At 67.5% G+C, this 19,251-nt stretch carries 20 protein-coding genes and 1 tRNA gene; 13 read left to right on the top strand and 8 right to left on the bottom strand.

Features of this window, described 5'->3' with window-relative positions; translation table 11 throughout:
- Window positions 1-669: 669 nt before the first annotated feature.
- The 4 genes from J7E45_RS13465 to galU form a co-directional block, all read right to left on the bottom strand.
- Window positions 670-742: transfer RNA gene (locus J7E45_RS13465), tRNA-Ala, on the bottom strand.
- 52 nt (window positions 743-794) lie between these two features.
- Complete coding sequence (locus tag J7E45_RS13460) at window positions 795-1,640, bottom strand: hypothetical protein (protein ID WP_091029195.1); 846 nt, start codon at window positions 1,638-1,640, stop codon at window positions 795-797.
- Between the two features lie 91 nt (window positions 1,641-1,731).
- A complete protein-coding gene (locus J7E45_RS13455) occupies window positions 1,732-2,361 on the bottom strand; it encodes a GNAT family N-acetyltransferase (protein WP_240745008.1) in 630 nt (209 codons plus the stop codon).
- 25 nt (window positions 2,362-2,386) lie between these two features.
- Window positions 2,387-3,274 carry a UTP--glucose-1-phosphate uridylyltransferase GalU gene (gene galU, locus J7E45_RS13450; RefSeq protein WP_215069917.1) on the bottom strand — a complete coding sequence of 296 codons (888 nt, stop codon included), beginning with the start codon at window positions 3,272-3,274 and terminating at the stop codon, window positions 2,387-2,389.
- 41 nt (window positions 3,275-3,315) lie between these two features.
- Here galU and J7E45_RS13445 point away from each other — a divergent pair, with 41 nt between their 5' ends.
- The 3 genes from J7E45_RS13445 to mscL are packed head-to-tail and all read left to right on the top strand — an operon-like array spanning window position 3,316 to window position 4,647.
- Entirely contained in the window at window positions 3,316-3,912 is a 597-nt protein-coding gene (locus tag J7E45_RS13445) for a 5-formyltetrahydrofolate cyclo-ligase (protein WP_167635076.1), read from the top strand.
- Between the two features lie 15 nt (window positions 3,913-3,927).
- Window positions 3,928-4,200: an FmdB family zinc ribbon protein gene (locus tag J7E45_RS13440; RefSeq protein WP_091029182.1), complete on the top strand. Its 273-nt coding sequence runs from the start codon at window positions 3,928-3,930 to the stop codon at window positions 4,198-4,200.
- A 24-nt stretch (window positions 4,201-4,224) separates the two neighbouring features.
- Complete coding sequence (gene mscL, locus J7E45_RS13435) at window positions 4,225-4,647, top strand: large conductance mechanosensitive channel protein MscL (protein ID WP_215069916.1); 423 nt, start codon at window positions 4,225-4,227, stop codon at window positions 4,645-4,647.
- A gap of 283 nt (window positions 4,648-4,930) precedes the next feature.
- Here mscL and J7E45_RS13430 read toward each other — a convergent pair whose 3' ends face one another.
- The gene (locus J7E45_RS13430) at window positions 4,931-8,599 is read right to left on the bottom strand and encodes an AAA family ATPase (protein ID WP_215069923.1); all 3,669 of its coding nucleotides are present in this window, start codon (window positions 8,597-8,599) and stop codon (window positions 4,931-4,933) included.
- Between the two features lie 229 nt (window positions 8,600-8,828).
- On the opposite strand from J7E45_RS13430, the gene J7E45_RS13425 reads away from it, so the two are divergent.
- The gene (locus J7E45_RS13425) at window positions 8,829-9,341 is read left to right on the top strand and encodes a methylated-DNA--[protein]-cysteine S-methyltransferase (RefSeq protein ID WP_091029167.1); all 513 of its coding nucleotides are present in this window, start codon (window positions 8,829-8,831) and stop codon (window positions 9,339-9,341) included.
- 82 nt (window positions 9,342-9,423) lie between these two features.
- On the opposite strand, the gene J7E45_RS13420 is transcribed toward J7E45_RS13425, so the two are convergent.
- Together J7E45_RS13420 and J7E45_RS13415 are read right to left on the bottom strand one after the other, a co-directional pair.
- Window positions 9,424-11,061 (bottom strand): cation acetate symporter, encoded by a 1,638-nt coding sequence (locus J7E45_RS13420; protein ID WP_215069915.1) that lies wholly within the window; start codon window positions 11,059-11,061, stop codon window positions 9,424-9,426.
- Window positions 11,058-11,405, bottom strand: coding sequence for a DUF485 domain-containing protein (locus J7E45_RS13415; protein WP_215069914.1), 348 nt, complete (start codon window positions 11,403-11,405; stop codon window positions 11,058-11,060). Before J7E45_RS13415 ends, J7E45_RS13420 begins: the two co-directional genes overlap by 4 nt.
- A gap of 108 nt (window positions 11,406-11,513) precedes the next feature.
- Here J7E45_RS13415 and J7E45_RS13410 point away from each other — a divergent pair, with 108 nt between their 5' ends.
- Together J7E45_RS13410 and J7E45_RS13405 are read left to right on the top strand one after the other, a co-directional pair.
- Window positions 11,514-12,371: a LuxR C-terminal-related transcriptional regulator gene (locus J7E45_RS13410; RefSeq protein WP_091029158.1), complete on the top strand. Its 858-nt coding sequence runs from the start codon at window positions 11,514-11,516 to the stop codon at window positions 12,369-12,371.
- A 78-nt stretch (window positions 12,372-12,449) separates the two neighbouring features.
- On the top strand, window positions 12,450-12,797 hold the full coding sequence (locus J7E45_RS13405) for an Lsr2 family protein (protein ID WP_029262722.1): 348 nt from the start codon (window positions 12,450-12,452) through the stop codon (window positions 12,795-12,797).
- Window positions 12,798-12,821: 24 nt separating this feature from the next.
- Here J7E45_RS13405 and J7E45_RS13400 read toward each other — a convergent pair whose 3' ends face one another.
- Window positions 12,822-13,472: a MarR family winged helix-turn-helix transcriptional regulator gene (locus J7E45_RS13400; protein ID WP_215069913.1), complete on the bottom strand. Its 651-nt coding sequence runs from the start codon at window positions 13,470-13,472 to the stop codon at window positions 12,822-12,824.
- Between the two features lie 87 nt (window positions 13,473-13,559).
- On the opposite strand from J7E45_RS13400, the gene idi reads away from it, so the two are divergent.
- From idi to J7E45_RS13365, 7 genes are read left to right on the top strand one after another with little or no spacing between them, the layout of a single operon-like run.
- Window positions 13,560-14,081: an isopentenyl-diphosphate Delta-isomerase gene (gene idi, locus J7E45_RS13395; protein WP_215069912.1), complete on the top strand. Its 522-nt coding sequence runs from the start codon at window positions 13,560-13,562 to the stop codon at window positions 14,079-14,081.
- Between the two features lie 3 nt (window positions 14,082-14,084).
- Window positions 14,085-15,167 (top strand): polyprenyl synthetase family protein, encoded by a 1,083-nt coding sequence (locus J7E45_RS13390; protein ID WP_215069910.1) that lies wholly within the window; start codon window positions 14,085-14,087, stop codon window positions 15,165-15,167.
- On the top strand, window positions 15,164-16,072 hold the full coding sequence (locus J7E45_RS13385) for a squalene/phytoene synthase family protein (RefSeq protein WP_215069908.1): 909 nt from the start codon (window positions 15,164-15,166) through the stop codon (window positions 16,070-16,072). Before J7E45_RS13390 ends, J7E45_RS13385 begins: the two co-directional genes overlap by 4 nt.
- A complete protein-coding gene (gene crtI, locus J7E45_RS13380; RefSeq protein WP_215069906.1) occupies window positions 16,069-17,670 on the top strand; it encodes a phytoene desaturase family protein in 1,602 nt (533 codons plus the stop codon). Before J7E45_RS13385 ends, crtI begins: the two co-directional genes overlap by 4 nt.
- Window positions 17,670-18,017 carry a lycopene cyclase domain-containing protein gene (locus J7E45_RS13375; RefSeq protein ID WP_215069904.1) on the top strand — a complete coding sequence of 116 codons (348 nt, stop codon included), beginning with the start codon at window positions 17,670-17,672 and terminating at the stop codon, window positions 18,015-18,017. Before crtI ends, J7E45_RS13375 begins: the two co-directional genes overlap by 1 nt.
- A complete protein-coding gene (locus J7E45_RS13370) occupies window positions 18,014-18,358 on the top strand; it encodes a lycopene cyclase domain-containing protein (protein ID WP_215069902.1) in 345 nt (114 codons plus the stop codon). The genes J7E45_RS13375 and J7E45_RS13370 overlap by 4 nt, the downstream gene beginning before the upstream one ends.
- Complete coding sequence (locus tag J7E45_RS13365) at window positions 18,355-19,248, top strand: prenyltransferase (protein ID WP_091029132.1); 894 nt, start codon at window positions 18,355-18,357, stop codon at window positions 19,246-19,248. Before J7E45_RS13370 ends, J7E45_RS13365 begins: the two co-directional genes overlap by 4 nt.
- The last annotated feature ends 3 nt before the right edge of the window (window positions 19,249-19,251 follow it).

The raw sequence follows: 19,251 nt of genomic DNA, 5'->3' as shown, positions 1-19,251 counted from the left end.
CTGACCAAAGAGACAAATTCACTGCTGACTTTATCCGTTGCCAACCCCACAAGGAGGTTGGTCTTTGATCCAAAGGAATTCTCACCCCCACCGAAGTGGAGACGAGGATAATTTGGCATTTGACAAGTGCACGCTGTTGAGTTCTCAAGGATCGGATGCTCCCACGACCCAGCCATCACAGCCAGGCCCGCAGGGCAACTTCTCTATCTTACCGATCTCGTTTCCGTTGTCAAGTCCGAGTTTCTTCGGCCTGACCGTGGGAACGGATCAGCACCTTCATCCTTTTCACTCAGTGAGTGTCTGGGATTCGGGAGGTGTTCGATGCTTGACGGGAGCCGGTCCGAGGACCTCCGCTCAACCGTTTGGGGCGAACAAGTAATAAGTTACGCGGATCCCGGGGATCGGGCAAATCAGGGCTAACCGCCGGGCGTGTCGCCCGTGAATCCGGTTCCTGGTGCCGTCTCGTCCAACGGAGGGAGGGCTCCACCACTCGGGCAGACGTGCGGTCCGACCCCGTGTCTCCACGCAAGATGAGTTCGGCAGCGGCGTCTACGGGGGCTGCGCTCTCTCCCCCACGTCAGATGTGTGTCTGGGAGAGCATGGCCGACACGAGATCGATCCGAGGAACGAAGAAAGCCCCCGGTTCTCACCGGGGGCTTTCATGTTCTGTGGACCTAAGGGGATTCGAACCCCTGACCTCCTCGATGCGAACGAGGCGCGCTACCAACTGCGCCATAGGCCCGTGAACGAGATCTACGCTATCACGACGAAAGCGCTGCTCGCGTCGGCGATGATCAACCCGCGGCGCGACGCGAGAGCAGCTCCCGCACGTGCGCCTCGATCTCCGCATCGTCGACGAATCCCATCTTCGCGTAGGGAGACGACGCGGCAGGAAGCGGCACCGGTGCTGCCGGCGCCATCTGCTCTGCGCGCTCACGCAGCGCGGCGACTCGAGCCGCCTTGCGTCGTTGCTCCTGCGCCTCGATCTGGGCCTGCGCAGCCTGTGCACGCGATCCCGACACGGACACCAGCGGCTCCGGCAGCGGACGCGGTGTCCATGTGGCCGGCCCCTGATCGTGCAGCACAGGTGCGACGCGCTCCCTGACGGGTGCGGCCACCTCATGCGTGGCGCGTGCGGCGCGGTTGGCGACCGACGCCATCCGCTGCAGCGCGATGCCGGCGGGCAGGATCAAGGCTCCGCCGAACCACAGCAGCAAGGAGGATCCGACGGCAACGAGCTGCCAGATGCCGAATCCGACCACCGCAAGACCGAGCAGGAGCGAGATCGTCGCGACCATACGCACCCTGCGACGGGCACGAGCACGACGGATCACCGGGTCGGCCCTGGTCGCGGCGAGCTCCTGGCGAAGCGACTCGAGCTCGGCGGCCTCGCGTTCCGACTGCACCCGCTTGGCGAGCTTCTGCTGCGCGAGCGCCGTGCGAGCGTTCAGTTCGACGTGCACCTCGCCCGGAGTCTCACTCGTCTCGGCGAGGATGCGGAGCGCCTGGTTCAGACGAACGGCGTTGCGTTCCGCGGCGTTGTACTGGAAGCGACCTCTCCACGAAGGGAGCAGATAGAGCATCCAGAGGAGCACGGCGACGAGCACGATCACTCCCCCGCTCAGCACCGGCCCGTCCATATCGACAACGGTACGGGTTCGGAGGTGACACAGCCGTACAGAAGGGCGCGTGTCGCGGCGAGTCCGTGAGGATCGCCAGGTGAGCACCGGCTCAGAGAGCGATTCGGTCGGACGGCGGCACTGTCGCAGCGTCGGGCGGCACCTGGCCGCTGAGCCAGCGTGCGAGCACACCCTGAGGGACGTCTTCGCGAGTGAGCGCGAACGCGTAGTGGTCACGCCAGTCGCCGTCGATATGGATGTAGCGCCGGCGCAGACCTTCGTAGCGGAATCCGAGCTTCTGAACGATCCGCAGGCTCGCCGCGTTCTCCGGTCGGATGCAGATCTCCATCCGATGCAGCCCGTACTCCGTGAAACAGGCATCGGTGGCCAACGCCACGGCGGTGGGCGTGATGCCCCGGCCCGCGAAACGCTCGCTCACCCAGTACCCGATGGTCGCCGAGCAGAGGGAACCGCGCGAGACTCCCCACACGTTGAGCTGCCCGGCGACCTCGCCGTCGTACTCCATGACGAACGGATAGCCCGAGCCGTCACGGTACTGCTGAAGCAACCGACGGATGCTGAGCCGCATGTCGAACGAGACGGAACCGTACGGGACGGTCGCCTCCCACGGCTGGAGCCACGATCTGTTCGCGAGCAGCTCATGCTGCAGCGGACGGGCGTCCTTCGCACGCACGAGCCGCAACTCGATCGGTCCGTGTCGCATTCCCGTCGCCAGATCCATGCCGCACCGACGCTCGCAGAATCGCCTAGAGGCGTTCCGCGAAATCCTTGAGCCAGGGACGCAGCTCGGGACCGAGGTCATCGCGGTCCGAGGCGAGCTGGACGATGGCCTTGATGTAGTCGACGCGGTCGCCCGTGTCGTAGCGGCGTCCACCGAAGACGACACCGACGACGCCGGGGCCGTCGGGATCGGTCGCAAGCTCCTGAAGCGCATCCGTGAGCTGGATCTCGCCGCCCTTGCCCGGCTCGGTGCGTTCGAGGATCTCGAACACCGACGCAGGAAGTACGTAGCGGCCGATGATGGCGAGGTTGGACGGAGCATCTTCCTGCGCAGGCTTCTCGACGAGACCGGTGACCCGGACGGCGGCCTGGCCCTCGATCGGCTCGACCGCGGCCGCACCGTACATGTGGATGTTCGCCGGGTCGACCTCCATCAGTGCGATCACCGCGGCGCCGGTGCGCTCGTGTTCGGCGATCATGTCGGTGAGGAGCGGATCGCGCTCATCGATGAGGTCGTCGCCGAGCAGCACCGCGAACGAGCTGTCGCCGACGTGGGTGCGTGCACGCAGCACCGCGTGACCGAGACCCTTCGGCTCGCCCTGGCGGACGAAGTGGATGTCGGCGAGGTCGCTGGACTTCATCACGCGCTCGAGCCGCCCCGTGTCGCCCTTCTCCATGAGCCTCACCTCGAGCTCGGGCACCGAGTCGAAGTGGTTGGAGATCGCGTTCTTGTTGCGCCCGATGATGACGAGGATGTCGTCGATCCCGGCATCCGCCGCCTCTTCGACGACGTACTGGATCGCCGGCTTGTCGACGACGGGAAGCATCTCTTTCGGCATCGCCTTCGTCGCGGGCAGGAACCGTGTCCCCAGTCCTGCTGCGGGAATGACGGCTTTGATCTTGTGGTCAGCCATCCTCCCAGCCTAGCGGTGAGCGTCGCCGTAGACTCGGAGCCATGTCGAATGACGTCGAACACGCCAAGCGCGCTCTTCGCGCCGAACTGCGCGAAAGACGTCAGCTCCTCTCCGATCCGCAGCGCGAGGCCGCGGCCACGGCGATCGGCGAGCGCCTCGACGCCCTGGTCGACGAGCTCGGCGCGCAGTCGATCTCGTGCTTCCTGTCGACCACCACTGAGCCAGGCACCCGCGACTTCGTGACGAGGGCGGTGCGCCGCGGCATCCGCGTCCTGCTGCCGGTCACCCGCGCCGATGGCCTGCTGGACTGGGCCGTGGCCACCGACGACGACGAGGTGTCCGAGGGGCTCTACGGCCTGCCGGAGCCCACGGGTGAGGTCCTCGGTCCGATCGCCGTCAACGACGTGGACTTGATGATCGTCCCGGCCGCCGCCGTCGACCGCACCGGGATGCGGATGGGCTGGGGACGCGGCTACTTCGACAAGACGATCGGCTCCATGGAGCAGTGCCCGCCCGTCTACGCGGTCATCTATGATTCCGAGGTACTCGACGAACTCCCGCGAGAGGTGCACGACCAGCCCGTGAACGGGATCGTGACGCCGTCGCAGACTCTCACCCTGTCGTCTCGGCGACGCTGACCTGCAAGGACCCCCATGCCCACCTACGCCTATGCCTGCACATCGTGCGGACACAAGTTCGACGCCGTGCAGAGCTTCGCGGATGACGCCCTGACGGTGTGCCCCGAGTGCGGCGGCCAGCTGCGGAAGCAGTACGGCTCGATCGGCGTCACCTTCAACGGCTCCGGCTTCTATCGCACGGACTCGCGCGCCAAATCCGGGGGATCCTCGGATGCTTCGGCATCATCGAAGACGGAATCGACGACGAGCGCCAAACCGGCGGCTGCGTCGACTCCGGCCTCTTCGTGAGGCCCTGATCTACTGGGGGTTCCCATGCTCAAAGGTTTCAAGGACTTCCTGCTCCGCGGGAACGTGATCGATCTGGCCGTGGCCGTTGTGATCGGCACGGCGTTCACCGCGATCGTGACCGCCGTGGTCAACAGCATCATCAACCCCTTCATCTCGCTCTTCCTCAAGGCGGACGCCGCAGGGGAGTTCGGCATCCCCGTTCTGAACATCTACGGCGAGACGGTGACGTTCCCGATCGGTGACCTCATCTCGGCGATCATCAGCTTCCTCGCCGTCGCCGCCGTCGTCTACTTCGTCTTCGTGCTGCCGATGAACACCTTCAAGGCGCACGTCGAGGCCCGCAAGGGCACGCCGGCCGAAGAGCCCGAGGAGGAGCCGGCCGCAGCGAGCGAGGCCGAACTCCTGGTGGAGATCCGCGACCTGCTCAAGGCTCAGCGCGGCGCCTGACGCCCGCCGCTCAGACACGAGACGCACGATTCCTCTTCGGAGGGATCGTGCGTCTTTCCTTTCGCCGCGGTTCGTGACGAACGATCAGTAGTGCGGCGGCACGTCCTGGATGAGCTGATCGTCGTTCGGGCCCTTCGCACCCTGTGCCCGGGCACGCGGAGGCGACGGCTGGTCGGTCCCGGTCTCCGGGGCCGGGTCGCTTCCGGGCACCGGAGTCAGTCGGGCACGACGCGATCCAGCGACCCGAACCACACGTTGACGCGGAGCATCGGGGTCGACCTGGTCAGTCATTCGGGGTGTCGGCGATATCGAGCGGCTGCGTGTCGTTCTCGGCGCGCGGCACGGTGTCGGAGATGCCCAGCACAGCGGCGATGCGCGTCGCGACGGTCGCCGGATCGCTGTAGAGATCGAACGCGTGCACGCGCACGTAGTGCCAGCCGAGGCGACGGAGCACGTGCGGCCGCAGTCGCAGCGTTTCGCGCAGGGACTCGCCGCGCGACTCCGGGTCGGGTTCGATCACGACCGCCTTGCCGCTGTGCTGCGCGACCAGCGGAAGCAGTCCGCGGTAGTCGACATCGACGGAGGCGCCGAGCCGCCGCAGTTCTCTGGCCAGTGCGAGAGTGAGCGGGTCGGCCAGATCCTCGAGCCGCGCATCCCTGCCACGGGCGGCGAGGCCGCCGAGGATCGACATGAGCGTGGCTGCTCCGTGCTCGAGGCGCCCGTCGTCGAAGGAAGACGGGCGGATCGACGAGACGAGCACCATCGAACGGCGGGCTCGGGTCATGCCGACCGTGAGCAGACGCTCGCCGTCGGGCGTGGAGAGGTCGCCGAAGTCGCTCAGGACGCGGCCGTGCTTGGTGAGCCCGAAGCCGAGCGAGAAGATCACCCGATCGCGACTCTCCGCCACGGACTCCTCGAGGGTCAGGACGGCGAACGGTTCTGCCGTGTCGCGGCCGACGAAGTCCGCCACGTCGGAACGCCCGGCGAAAGCCGAGGTGACCGCGGCGCGTACCCGCTCGGCATGACGTGCGCTGGCGGTGACCACCATGAGGGATTCGGATGGCCGGTGCACGGCGTGCTCGACCACCAGGGTCACCACGCGCGCGACTTCGGCATCGGGGCTCTCGACCGCACCGGACACCGGATCAGGGGTCCCCGTCCCGCCCTCGACGTAGTCGACCGTGAGGCTGCCGCGACCGAGATAGGAGCCCGCCCACGGCAGGGAGACGATCTCGCCGCCGTAGAACGCATCGTTGATGAGCTCGGCGAGATCCTCGCCACCGGCGCGATAGCTGCGCGTCAGAGTCATGACGGGCAGGAGCTCGGACAGACGCTCGAACACCGAGACGTCGTCGAACGGCACCTCCGCCTCCCAGGCATCCTCCGGATCGACGGCGATATGGAACGGAGTGGGACGCTGCGTGACCGGATCGCCGAACGCGACGACCTGGCGCGCGCGACAGATCGCCGGTGCGGCCTCGGCCAGGTTGATCGCTGCGGCATCGACGAGGAGGATGGTGTCGAACTCGACCGACTCCGGGATCTCGGGCACGAGGTAGGGGGAAGAGATCCAGACGGGCGCGAGCACGTCGACGAGCGTCGGCGCGGCGCTGACGACCTGCGCCGTGGTCGCGGCGGGTTGGGTCAGCGCACGGCGGAGGTGCTGCGACTGCTGGGGTTCGTCGACGATCGCGATCCGCCACTGATTGGCGAGCTGCCAGGCGAGGAGCGGGCCCGCCATCGCGGCGTGCGCCTCGTCCACCAGCCGGAAGTCACGTTCGAGACGGTCGACGACGGCGGTGTTCGCACCGAGGAGTGCGCGATTGTCTTGCAGTGCGCGCTCGAGGAGCGACTGCCACCAGGCGAACTCGAGCTCCTCCCCCACCTGCGACTCGGCCACGTGCCGCACGGAAAGTTCTGCGAGCAGCGGCTCGAGTCCGAGGAGTGCGAGTCGATCGCGCAGCTGGGCGCGCTCCACGAGGTTCTCGAACACGTCGGACTTGGCGGCGAGCCCGGCAAGAGTGCGGACGAGTCGTGCGACAGGGAGCGACGCCAGCGGCTCGCGGCGGCCCAGCGCGGCATCCAGTTCGGTGAGCTCCGCCTCGGCCCGCTGCCAGGCCACGTACACGTCGGCGAGACCGAGCGGGATCTCCGGCGCGGCCCCCGCCTCGACGTACCGCTGCCACTGGGTGCGCTGAGTCTGGATCCGCAGCAGCGCCTCATGCATCTCGGTGACGTGGACGCCCGGACGCACGTATTCCTTCGCCAGACGCCGCAGCCGCCGCCGGTTCGCTCCGGAGAGGCCGGGGGCGTCGCGACGGGAGCCGTGCGCCTGGATGAGCTCGCCCAACGGCCGCTCGAAGACCGTGGGGCTGAAGCGGTCGAGCGAATCGCGGATGCCCTGCAGCAGACGCAGGTACTCGCCGAGCTCGTCGATCGTCGCGAAGGGGCGCATGTGCGTCTGGGCGATCAGTTCGTACCCGCGCTCGAGAAGAGTGGGGATGCTGTCCGAGTGCAGTCGACCGGCCAGCTCGTGCGCAGCTCTGGCCGCTTCGGTGCTCGCGAAGGTCACGCCGTACCACGGCGAATCGTTCGGACCGAAGCGGAACTCGCCGAGACGCGCGGCCTGAGCGAGAGCTTCTGCCGCCTCGCTGCGATCCGCCGCGAGCCGGCGAAGCGCGTCGGTGCCGAGCCGGGCGGTGGTGGACGGCGGCACCGGCAGCGACGCAAGTCTGGTGAGCTGGCGGGTCGCGTCGAGCACCGAGGCGTCCACCCCGGCGATGGGAGCCGTGAGCGCCTGGCGGTAGTCGCGCAGGACGGTCCGGAGGCGGACCAGCGCGTCGTCGACCTCGCCGACCTTGGGTGCCGACGCCTTCTCGTTGCGCCCGATCGCCCTGACCAGGTCGCGACGCACGCTGGCCGGCGAGATCGCCAGGCTGTCGAGCCCGATACCCGCGAGCCGGTGACGAACGCCGTCGAGCGTCGAACGACGCGCTGAGACCACGAGCACGCGCTTGCCGCCGCGGACCAGTTCGCCGAGCGCGTTGATCACCGTCTGCGTCCCGCCCGTGCCGGGGAGCGTCGCCACGGTGAGCGAGTGTCCGGCGGCGATGCGCGCGAGAACGGCCTCCTGCTCGGCGTCCGCGTCGAGCAGGAGATTGTCCGAGGCGGGAGCCCGATCGTCGGGTCCGGTGTGGTGTGGCGTGGCCCGAGGTGCTGTCACACGCTCGCGGTCACCCACATGGCCGCCCAGCGCGTTGAGGAGCGCGTGATCGAGGCTGCCGGCGTCGCGCGACATCGCTCCGGAGACGTCGGCGAAGGTCGACACCACCAGCCGCGGTTCGACAGAGAAGGTGTCGATCGAGCGGGTCATCACGCGCAGGTTGTCGATGACCGGCTGCGGCTTGAAGATCCCGCCGTCGTAGGCGAGCGCTGCGAGGGACGCGGCATCGATGGACAGGCCGAAGTGATCACGGGCGATGCGGACGAGTTCGGGGTTGACCTCGAACGCGCCCTGGAGCTTGAGTTCGAAGTCGGAGTGATGCCGCCGGATCGCCAGCGGCCGCAGCAGCACCGGCGCGGCGAAGCCCGCTCCGCCGATGCGCCACCGGGCGACTCCGACGGCCAGGTGCACGGCCTCGATGCCACGGACGGTGCGCAGTTCGGTGTTCTTCGCGGTGATCCGTTCGGCGGCCAGCCGTGCGGTGCGCAGACCCACCTCGTCGCGGAAGAGGTTCGACAGAAGGGTCGATTTTCCGGTGATGAACTGCGGCAGGCTGCCGGGATGGGCCTTGGAGATGTCGATGCCCGATTCCGGGCTGTCGCGGAAGCTCACCAGCGGAGAGGGGCCGCCGAGGTCGGCCGCTTCCGCCCTCAGCCGGGTGCGCTCAGCCTCAGCGGCATGGGCGATGTCGACGCCGGTCGTGGGCTCGTGCAGATCGCCGATGGCCACAGCAGCGTCTGCCGCTGTGTTCTCCGCAGTCTTGTCTTCACGTCGCCACACAATGACACCCTAGGCGCGAGACCGGGCGAGCTGGGGTATCCCAGGCGGGTTTCCGCCGAATATCCGCCTCCGAGAGCCGATCCGCACTCCTCCTGCCCGGTGGCGATGACCGTCACGTTCTCCACCCCGCCCGGGAGGCTGGTGCTCCCCGGACGGCGATGCCGGTCAGGATGGTCGCATGACCTTCCGCTATGACTTCGCTCCGACTCCGTTCGGCGACGCCCTCGCGGTGTTCTCGGACGAGGGCATCGTGCGATTCGACCTCTCCGAATCCGAAGACCCGCTCGTGCCCTGGCTCCTCGAGGGCGTCACGCGGCAGCTGGGCGCTGTTCCGGAGCCCGACCCCGGGGCCGCCGACGAGCTCGCACATCTTCTGGCCGACTACTTCGACGGTGATCCGGTCCGCTTCGACCAGCACGTCCGGCTCGACTGGCGGCTGGTGGATGGATTCCACCTGAGCGCCTTACAGACGATCTGCACGATCGAATGGGGCGAGACGATGAGCTACGGAGAGGTGGCCGTCCGCGCCGGGCACCCCGGCGCGGCCCGCGCGGTCGGCACCGCGTGTCGGCTCACGCCGTTCTCGATCATCGTGCCGGTGCATCGCGTCGTCCGGTCGGACGGAAGTGTGGGCCAGTACGGCGCGCACCCCGAGCGCAAGAGATACCTGCTCGACCTCGAGGCGGGTTGAGCGGAGCGGACGCAGACGTGGACCCGGCGAGTAGGCCGCCGGGTCCGCGTCTTGCCTGGGTTCGATCCTCACGAGCCCTCGGTCAGTGCTCGACCGCCTTCTCCGCGCCGAACCCCGTGAGGGAACGCACCTCCATCTCCGCAGCGAGCTGCGGGGACTCCTTACGAGAGCTCGTCACTGTTCCGAGCCAGCCGAGGAGGAATCCCAGGGGGATCGAGACGATCCCCGGATTGTTCAGCGGCCACACGGCGATATCGATCCCGGGGATCATCGATGTCGGGGTTCCGGAGAACACCGGCGACAGCACGATGAGCAGGATCGCCGACCCGAGCCCGCCGTACATGCTCCACACCGCGCCCCTGGTCGTGAACCGCCGCCAGAAGAGCGAATACAGGATGGTCGGCAGATTCGCGGACGCGGCGACGGCGAAAGCGAGAGCGACGAGGAAGGCGATGTTCTGCCCCTGCGCTCCGATGCCGCCGAGGATCGCCAGGATGCCGATCACGACCACCGTGCGACGAGCGACGCGCACCTCGCCGTTCGGGTCGGCGGCGACCGGCTCGCCGGCAGCATCCTTGCGCCCCTTCTGGATGACGTTGGCGTAGATGTCATGCGCGAACGATGCCGCGGCGGTGATCGTCAGACCCGCGACCACCGCGAGGATCGTCGCGAAGGCCACGGCGGAGATGAAGCCCAGCAGCACCGGACCGCCGAGCCGGAGCGCGAGCAACGGTGCTGCGGAGTTCACGCCGCCGGGAGCGGCCGCGATCACATCCGCGCCGACCAGTGCGCCGGCGCCGTAACCGAGCACGAGGGTCAGCAGGTAGAAGCCGCCGATGAGCCAGATCGCCCAGACGACCGAGCGGCGGGCTTCCTTCGCCGTCGGCACGGTGTAGAACCGCATGAGCACGTGCGGTAGGCCGGCGGTCCCGAGCACGAGCGCCATGCCCAGGGAGAGGAAGTCCCACGGGTTCGCGCCGTACTGCAGTCCCGGAGCCAGGATCGCATCCCCCTTGTCGGAGTTCACCACCGCGGCTTCGAGAAGGGTGTTCAGACTGAAGCCGTTGATCGCGAGCACCCAGATAGTCATGCCGACGGCGCCGCCGATCAGGAGGATGGCCTTGACGATCTGCACCCAGGTGGTGCCCTTCATGCCGCCGATCAGGACGTAGACGATCATCAGCAGGCCGACCACGGCGATCACGATCGACTGCCCGAGGCGTCCGTCGATGCCGAGCAGCAGCGACACCAGTCCACCGGCGCCGGCCATCTGCGCCAGCAGATAGAAGAAGCACACGGCGAGCGTCGTGATCGCGGCCGCCATCCGCACCGGTCGCTGCTTCAGGCGGAACGAGAGCACATCCGCCATCGTGAACTTCCCGGTGTTCCGCATCAGCTCCGCCACCAGCAGCAGCGCGACGAGCCAGGCCACCAGGAATCCGATCGAATAGAGGAATCCGTCGTAGCCGTTGATCGCGATGGCGCCGCAGATGCCGAGGAAGGACGCCGCGGACAGATAGTCACCCGCGATGGCGAATCCGTTCTGCGGTCCCGTGAAAGAACGGCCGGCGGCGTAGTAGTCGGCAGCTGTCTTGTTGTTGCGGCTCGCGCGGATCACGATGAAAAGCGTCACCGCGACGAAAGCCAGGAAGATCGAGATGTTGAAGACGGGGTTGATATCGAGAGCGACCGGATCGACCGCCGCGCGGATCGCGCTCATGCGTGTCCCTGCACCTTCTCGAGTTCTTCACGGATCTCCGTCGCCAACGGGTCGAGCTTCCGATTCGCGAACGAGACGTACGCCATCGTTATGCCGAACGTCGTGACGAACTGTCCGAGACCGAGCAGGAGCCCGATGGTGATATCGCCCCAGACGCGCTGTCCCATGAACTCGGGCGCGAATGCTGCAAGAAGCACATATGCGAAATACCACAGCAGGAAGAACACGGCGAGCGGAAAGATGAACGATCTCTGCGTCCGTTTCAAACGCTGGAATCGTGGAGACTGCTCGATGGCGATGTAGTCGATCTCACCGTTCGAATCGACGTGCGTCTGATCACTCATGGGGCCTCCTTGCCACATGTCCGGTCCCCGCGCAGCGGAACTGCGCGGATGATAAAGTCGACGCTACGAAACGGGGAACACAGTCGTCACCCCCGGAAGTAGGTAATTGTGAGCGCCCCAGTCCCTCTCGGATCCGAGTCGGAGCTCGTCGCCCATGCGGTGCGCGAGCTCGCCCGGCGAACACGCTTCCCTGTGGCATTCGGCGGCCTCATCGAAGAGGGCGTCGTGAGCGTGACCAGCATCGTCGGCGCGCGCACCCGATCTTTGGACGGCTTGCGAGTGCGTCCGGAGCGCGGACTCGGCGGGCGGGCGATGATGGAACTGCGCCCACGGATGACGAGCGACTACGGATCGTCGCAGCAGATCACCCACGACTACGACGTCTTCGTCCTCGGCGAGGGGCTGCGTACGCTCCTTGCCCTCCCGATCGTCGTCCACGGCCGGTCTCGGGGGGTGCTCTACGCCGGCGCATGGGACGAGGAACAGGTCGGGGGTGTCACCACGGCTCCGGCCATGCAGGTGGCCCAGTCCGTCGCCGATGAACTGCGGATCCGCGACGAGGTGCAGCGACGGCTGGACACGAGCCAGCTCGGAAGCGAGACCGTGGCTCCCCCGCAGCGTGAGGCGCTCCGGGAGAGCTTCGCCGAGCTGCGCAGCATCGCGGCCTCGGTCGACGACGCGGCGATACGCGCACGGATCGCCGAGGTCGAGCGGCGCCTCGTGGCGCTCGCCGGGGATGCAGCTCCTGCCACGACCGGGCCTGTGCCGACCATCCATCTCTCGCGCCGGGAAACCGACGTGCTCGCCTGCGCCGCGCTGGGATCGACCAACGCGGAGATCGCCGCACAACTCGGGTTGCGCGAAGGCACGGTCAAGGCCTACCTCGGCACCGCGATGTCGAAACTCGACGCTTCCACGCGTCATGCGGCCGTCACCCGAGCGCGCCGTGCGGGGCTTCTTCCCTGAGACCTGCGCCGAAGCGGATTATGACTGTGCAATATTCAATTGTTGTCGCATTTCGCTTCTGCAGGTAAAGTCGCACGCATGGCTAGACGAATTGTGCACCAGTTGGTCGACGATATCGACGGCAGCGTCCTGGAAGTCGGAGAAGGCGAGACCGTGCATTTCTCGGTCAACGGCGCCTCCTACGAGATCGACTTGAATGCTGCGCATGCGGAGGAATTGCGAAAGGCTCTCGAGCCGTATATCGCTGCGGGCCGACGCGCCGGCTCCTCCAGCACCGCACGTTCCTCTTCGTCTTCTCGCAAGCGACCGGCACGCAATCCCGAGGTCGCCGCCATCCGGGCGTGGGCCAACGAGAACGGCTACACGCTCTCCGAGCGAGGACGCATCCCCGCCCCGATCCTGGATGCGTACAAAGCAGCCCACTGAGTTCGGCCCCCGTGGGCCGAACTCTCAATCGGACGGCTGCTGTAACCAGGCTTCGTCTCGCAGCGTGATCTCTTCCGTCATGTCCTGGAGGAATCGGATCACGACGTCCCGTTCGGCGGGCGAAAGCCTGGCAGCAGCATAGAAACGCTTCGCCTGCTGTCGACCGACCGTCTCCATCGCCGCGAGCCGTGTCTCCGGCGTGATGCTGATGCGAAGCGCCCTCCGGTCCGTCGGGTGAGGTGCGCGGGTGATGTGCCCGCCCTTTTCCAGCCGGTCGAGGAGCTTGGTCGTCGCGGCCGTCGAGACATCCAGGTGGTGAGCTATCCCTCCTGGTGTCGCCACCAGGCTCCGGTTCGCGCACACGATGAGATAGTGCAGCGCACGCATATCTGTCTCATTCAGCCGCATGTACCGGCGTGAAGCCTGAGAGAGGGTCTGTTCGGCTTCTCGAAGCCCCGCGAGCGACTCCATGAGGCGGGCTATCTGCCGCAGTTCCTCTGGCGGCACGCCGGTTCGGTCGACCAGTGTGCTCCGCGGATCACTGGCATCGACGTCGTAGATCGCCGCGTGGCTCAACCCATCCGGCGTGCGGTCAGCAGAGCTCGTATCGCCGTCTACGGGCGGATTCATCGCCGGCGACCCCGCGTGCGGGGTGGTGCCGGGCTCCGTGTCCATGCGATCATGTTACACACCCACAGTTTCATGCTAAGTTGACTACTCACCAAGTTAGCAATCTTGAGAGGCTCGGACAAGGGAGATGCCATGGATTACGTGACCCTCCTGGCCGATGACGGAACCGCCGTCGGCACGTTGCCGAAGAGCGACGTCCACACGAGCGATACCCCGCTGCATCTCGCCTTCTCCTGCTACGTCTTCGACGCACGAGGGCATCTGCTCCTGACACGCCGGTCCCTCGCGAAGCGGACCTGGCCAGGAGTCTGGACGAACAGCTTCTGCGGTCATCCACGACCCGACGAGGAGATGGCGGACGCCGTTCGGCGCCGCGGCATCGACGAGCTCGGCATCCAGCTCACGGGTATTCGCCTCGCGCTGCCCGACTACCGCTACCGCGCCGTCGACGCGAGCGGGATCGTCGAGAACGAGATCTGCCCGGTGCACGTGGCCGTCATCGACGGAGAACCCGAGGCCGATCCGGACGAGGTGTCCGAGTGGACGTGGGTCGAGGTTCCCGCCCTGATCGAAGCCGTCACCCATGCACCGTTCGCGTTCAGCCCGTGGCTCGTCGAGCAGCTTCCGCTGTTGCGACGGCTCGGCGAGGTCTGAATCATGAGCGCGACGGCGACCGAGGAAGCACTCGGTACACAGATCGAAGCAGCTCTGCGGCGGCGCTTCTCCGCGAACACGGCAGCGGCAGAGAAGTACGGTCCCGAGTTCACGGAGCTCTGGACCGTGGCCGCCGCGCACGCACTCGGCGGCAAACTCATCCGACCGCGACTGCTCGTCGACCTGGCACAGGCTCTCTCACCGCACCCGCTCTCCGCAGACGCGAGTGCGTCCGCGATCGATGTCGCGGCCGAGGTCGAGCTGCTGCACTTCGCGTTCCTCCTTCATGACGATGTCATCGACGGAGACCTCATCCGCCGGCGCGGACCGAACCTGATCGGCACTCTCGTCGCCGGTCGGCCCGAAGCCACCGCCGCGTCAGCACTGCACTGGGCGCGCTCGAGCGCGATCCTCCTCGGAGATCTGCTGCTGTCGTCGGCAGTGCTGGGATTCGCCAGAGTGGACGTCTCCGCGCAGGCCCGTGACCGCCTGCTCTCGCTGCTGGAACAGACCATCCTCGAGACGGTCGCCGGCGAGCACGCCGACGTCGCTCTCAGCGACGGGATCATCACCCCGGATCTGCGGACGATCCTCTCGACCAGCGCCTACAAGACGGCGACGTACTCGTTCGTGCTTCCGCTGCGCGCCGCGGCCGTGCTGGCCGGGTCGTCGACCGCGACCGAACAGCACCTCATCGCGATCGGCCGACACCTCGGCCTCGCGTATCAGCTGCAGGATGATCTGCTCTCCGTGTTCGGCGACCCCGATGAACACGGCAAGGACGCCTTCTCCGATCTGCGGGAAGGAAAGGAGACCGCGATCATCTCCTATGCCCGCATGACGAGCCACTGGGAGTGGATCGAACAGCACTTCGGCAGCCCCGATCTCAGTGGTGCGGACGGCTCACGCGCTCGCGATCGCCTGCGCGAATGCGGTGCCGAAGCATTCGTGCGCGGGCTCGTCCGCGAGCACCTCGAGGCCGCATCGACCGTCCTCAGTGAGGCAGAGTCCGAGGGCACGCTGCCGGCGGCTGCCGGTCGGACGATCCGTGCACTGGCCGCCCGCGTCGATGGTCGCGAGCGATGACCGCGACTCCGCACCATCACTCCGATGACGCCGCTCTCCGCCGATTCAGCCGCACGGCGGAGATCGCGACGAGCGACGTCATCCGCACCTATTCGACGTCTTTCGGACTCGCGACGCGTCTTCTCGGACGTCGGCACCGTCAGCATGTGCGCAACATCTACGCGATGGTGCGCATCGCCGACGAGATCGTCGACGGTGTCGCCGCCGAGGCCGGACTCGACAGCGCGGCACAATCTGCGGCTCTCGCCTCCTACGTGGAGGCGACGCACCGCTCGATGCGCAGCGGGTACAGCAGCGATCTGATCCTGCACGCGTTCGCGCGGACAGCGCGGGAATGCGGCATCGGCGAAGACCTGACCACGCCGTTCTTCGAGTCGATGAGCGCCGACATCGGCGGTGCGGCGGGATTCGCCACCTATGACGCCGACGCCCACGCGGTATACGTCTACGGGTCCGCCGAGGTCGTGGGGCTGATGTGCCTTCAGGTCTTCCTGCGGGACTCGCGCCGCACGCCCAAGGAGCTCGAGATCCTCCGACGCGGGGCACGACAGCTCGGCGCAGCTTTCCAGAACGTCAACTTCCTGCGCGACCTCGCCGACGATACGGATCGTCTGCACCGCGGCTACCTGGGCGGAACCGCGCGTCTGACCGACGCCGACCGGGACGCCTGGGTCGACACGATCCTTCGACAGCTCGCCGACGCCCGCGCCGCGATCCCCCTGCTCCCGAAGGATGCTCGCGCGGCCGTGCGCAGCGCGCTGGCACTGTTCGCCGCGCTCACCCGCCGCGTCGCGAAGACGCCGGCCGAGGTCCTGTACCGACGACGGGTGCGGGTGCCCGACCCGATCAAGGCCGTGCTCGCCGCTCGCGCGGTGGCCGTGACCGCGATGGAACGCGACCGATGAGCCGTGTGGTGGTGATCGGCGCGGGCGTCGCGGGCCTCGCGACCGCGGGACTGCTCGCACGCGACGGGCACGAGGTGGTCGTCCTCGAGAAGAACGACCGCGTCGGCGGACGTGCCGGAACGATCGCGCGTGACGGCTTCCGTTTCGACTCCGGACCGTCGTGGTATCTCATGCCGGAGGTCTTCGACCACTTCTTCGCGATGATGGGCACCACGACCGAGGAACAGCTCGACCTCACCCGACTGGACCCCGGCTACCGGGTGTTCCGCGACCCGACGGCGGAGGATGCGACGGATGGCGCGGTGACGGTGCCCGCCGGTCGGCAAGCCGTCACCCGCCTCTTCGAGGCCCTGGAGCCGGGTTCTGCACCTGCCCTGGACTCCTACCTGCAGTCGGCACGTCACGCCGGCGAGATGGCGCAGAAGTATTTCCTCTACAACCCGTTCACCCGGACGCGGTCGCTCATGGCGCCGGAAGTCCTGCGAGCGCTACCCCGCTTGTTCACGTTGCTCGGTACCCGGCTGCAATCCTTCGCGGCGAGACGTTTCCGGCATCCCGTCGTGCGCCAGATCCTCGGCTATCCGGCTGTGTTCCTCGGCACGGACCCACGCAGCGCTCCCGCGATGTACCACCTGATGAGCGCACTCGACCTGGACCAGGGCGTCAGCTATCCGCAGGGTGGTTTCTGGCGGGTGATCGAACGGATCGAAGCCCTGGCCGTCGATGCGGGTGCCCGGATCGTGACGGGTGCCGACGTCACGGGCATCCGCACCGAGGACGGGGACGGCGGAACACGCGTGACCGGCGTCGACTGGGTCGACGAATCGGGTGCCTCGCATGTCGAGCGGGCCGATATCGTCGTCTCCGCCGCAGACCTGCACCACACCGAGACCACGCTGCTGCCACGATCGCTGCAGAGCTATCCGGAGTCCTGGTGGACTCGCCGCACCAGCGGCCCCGGTGGGGTGCTCGTGATGCTCGGAGTCGAGGGCACCCTGCCCGAGCTCCCTCACCATTCCCTGTTCTTCACCGATGACTGGGATGCGAACTTCGACGCGATCTTCGGTTCCACCCCGTCCGTCCCTTCTCCGGCCTCGACCTACGTCTGCCGACCGAGCGCGTCCGACCCCGATGTCGCGCCGCCCGGCCACGAGAACCTGTTCATCCTGGTTCCCGTACCGGCGGACGTCGAGCTCGGTCATGGCGGATCCGACGGATCGGGGTCCGCGGAGATCGAGCGCGCAGCCGATGCGGCCATCGATCAGGTCGCGACTTGGGCAGGCATCCCCGACCTCCGCGAACGGATCGTCGTTCGCGAGACCACAGGGCCGGCGGACTTCCGCGACGACTACCGTTCGTGGCGGGGCGGGATGCTCGGGCCCGCGCACATCCTTTCGCAGAGTGCGATGTTCCGCGCACAGAATGCGTCGCGGCGCGTGCAGGGCCTCTTCTACGCCGGGGCCACGACCGCGCCCGGCGTCGGGGTGCCGATGTGCCTGATCAGCGCCGAGATCGTCCTGAAGCGTCTCCGCGGCGATCACTCCCCCGGGCCGCTCCCGGAACCGGATCCCGCCGCGATCGGGACGGCGGGCTCCTGATGGGCGCGCTGTACCTGACCGCGCTGTTGGTCTCGCTGGGCTGCATGCTGCTCTTGGACTGGCGGTTCCGGCTGTTCTTCTGGCGGGATGCGCTCTCGGCCGCCGTCGTCACGCTGGTCGGCCTCGTCTTCTTCCTCCTGTGGGATGCGGCAGGCATCGTGAACGGAATCTTCCTCCGCGGCGACGCGGTGATCGCGACGGGACTGGTGCTCGCACCGGAACTGCCCGTGGAGGAACCGGTATTCCTGCTCTTCCTCGTCGTGTGCACGATGGTCATCTACACCGGCTCAGCCCGCCTGCTCGCCCGCAGGCGCGACCGGCTCCGCACGAAGGGCGACGGGGCATGAGTTACGTCCACGTCGCCGCCTGCTTCCTCCTCTTCGCTGCCGGCGGTGGCGTCCTCCTGGCCCTGGCCTCGCGGCGACGCGGCCCCGTGCCCGCGGCCGTCCTGCTGACGGTGCTCGTGCTGTTCGTCCTCACGGCCGTGTTCGACACCGTGATGATCGCGAGCGGGCTGTTCCACTACGCACAGGATCCGCTGCTCGGTCTGCACATCGGACTCGCCCCCGTCGAGGACTTCGCGTATCCGCTCGCGGGCGCGCTGCTCCTTCCCGCCGTGTGGACGGCACTGCGCGCACGGCGGCGAGCGCGCGCAGCGTCCGCCGAGGATGACGAGGCCCGCGGATGAACGCCGGAACCGCACCCGAGCGCACCTTCGGACGGGATCTCGCGCAGATCGTGCTCTCCTCACGGCCGATCAGCTGGATCAACACCGCGTTCCCCTTCGCGGCGGCCTATCTCCTCGCCACGCGAGAGCTCGATGCGACCTTCGTGATCGGCACCCTTTACTTCCTCGTCCCGTACAACCTCGCGATGTACGGGATCAACGACGTCTTCGACTACGCCTCCGATCTGGCGAACCCCCGCAAGGGCGGCATCGAGGGCGCACTTCTGGCGCCTCGCATCCATCGCGCGACGCTCTGGGCGGCGGCCGCCACGAACATCCCGTTCCTCATCTACCTCGTGGTCGTCGGGAACCCGGCGTCCTGGTTCTGGCTCGCCGTCAGCGTTTTCGCCGTGATCGCCTACTCGGCACCCGTGCTGCGGTTCAAGGAGCGACCGTTCCTCGACTCGATCACCTCGAGCACGCACTTCGTCAGTCCGGCGATCGTCGCTCTCGCTCTGGTCGGCGCACCGGTCACGGCCGGCACGATCATCACGCTCGCCGCCTTCTTCCTGTGGGGCATGGCAGCCCACGCCTTCGGTGCCGTACAGGACATCGGCCCTGATCGCGAGGGCGGGATCTCCTCGACCGCCACGGTCATCGGGGCGCGGGCTACGGTACGGCTCGCCCTCGGTCTTTGGGTGGTGGCCGGAGTGGCGATGCTGTTCACCCCCTGGCCCGGCCCGCTCGCCGCCGTCCTCGCCCTGCCGTACGTGGTCAACGCGGCCCCGTGGTGGAACGTCGACGACAGCACCTCCGCGTCGACGAATCGCGCCTGGCGCCGGTTCATCGCCCTCAACTACTTCGCCGGCTTCCTCGCGACGATGATCCTCATCCTCGCCTGGATCTCCTGACTC

Origin of the sequence: Microbacterium sp. ISL-59, assembly GCF_018613945.1 — a bacterium.
In the GTDB taxonomy this organism is placed as follows: Bacteria; Actinomycetota; Actinomycetes; order Actinomycetales; family Microbacteriaceae; genus Microbacterium; species Microbacterium oxydans_B.
This window is presented reverse-complemented; position numbering and strand designations above follow the sequence as displayed.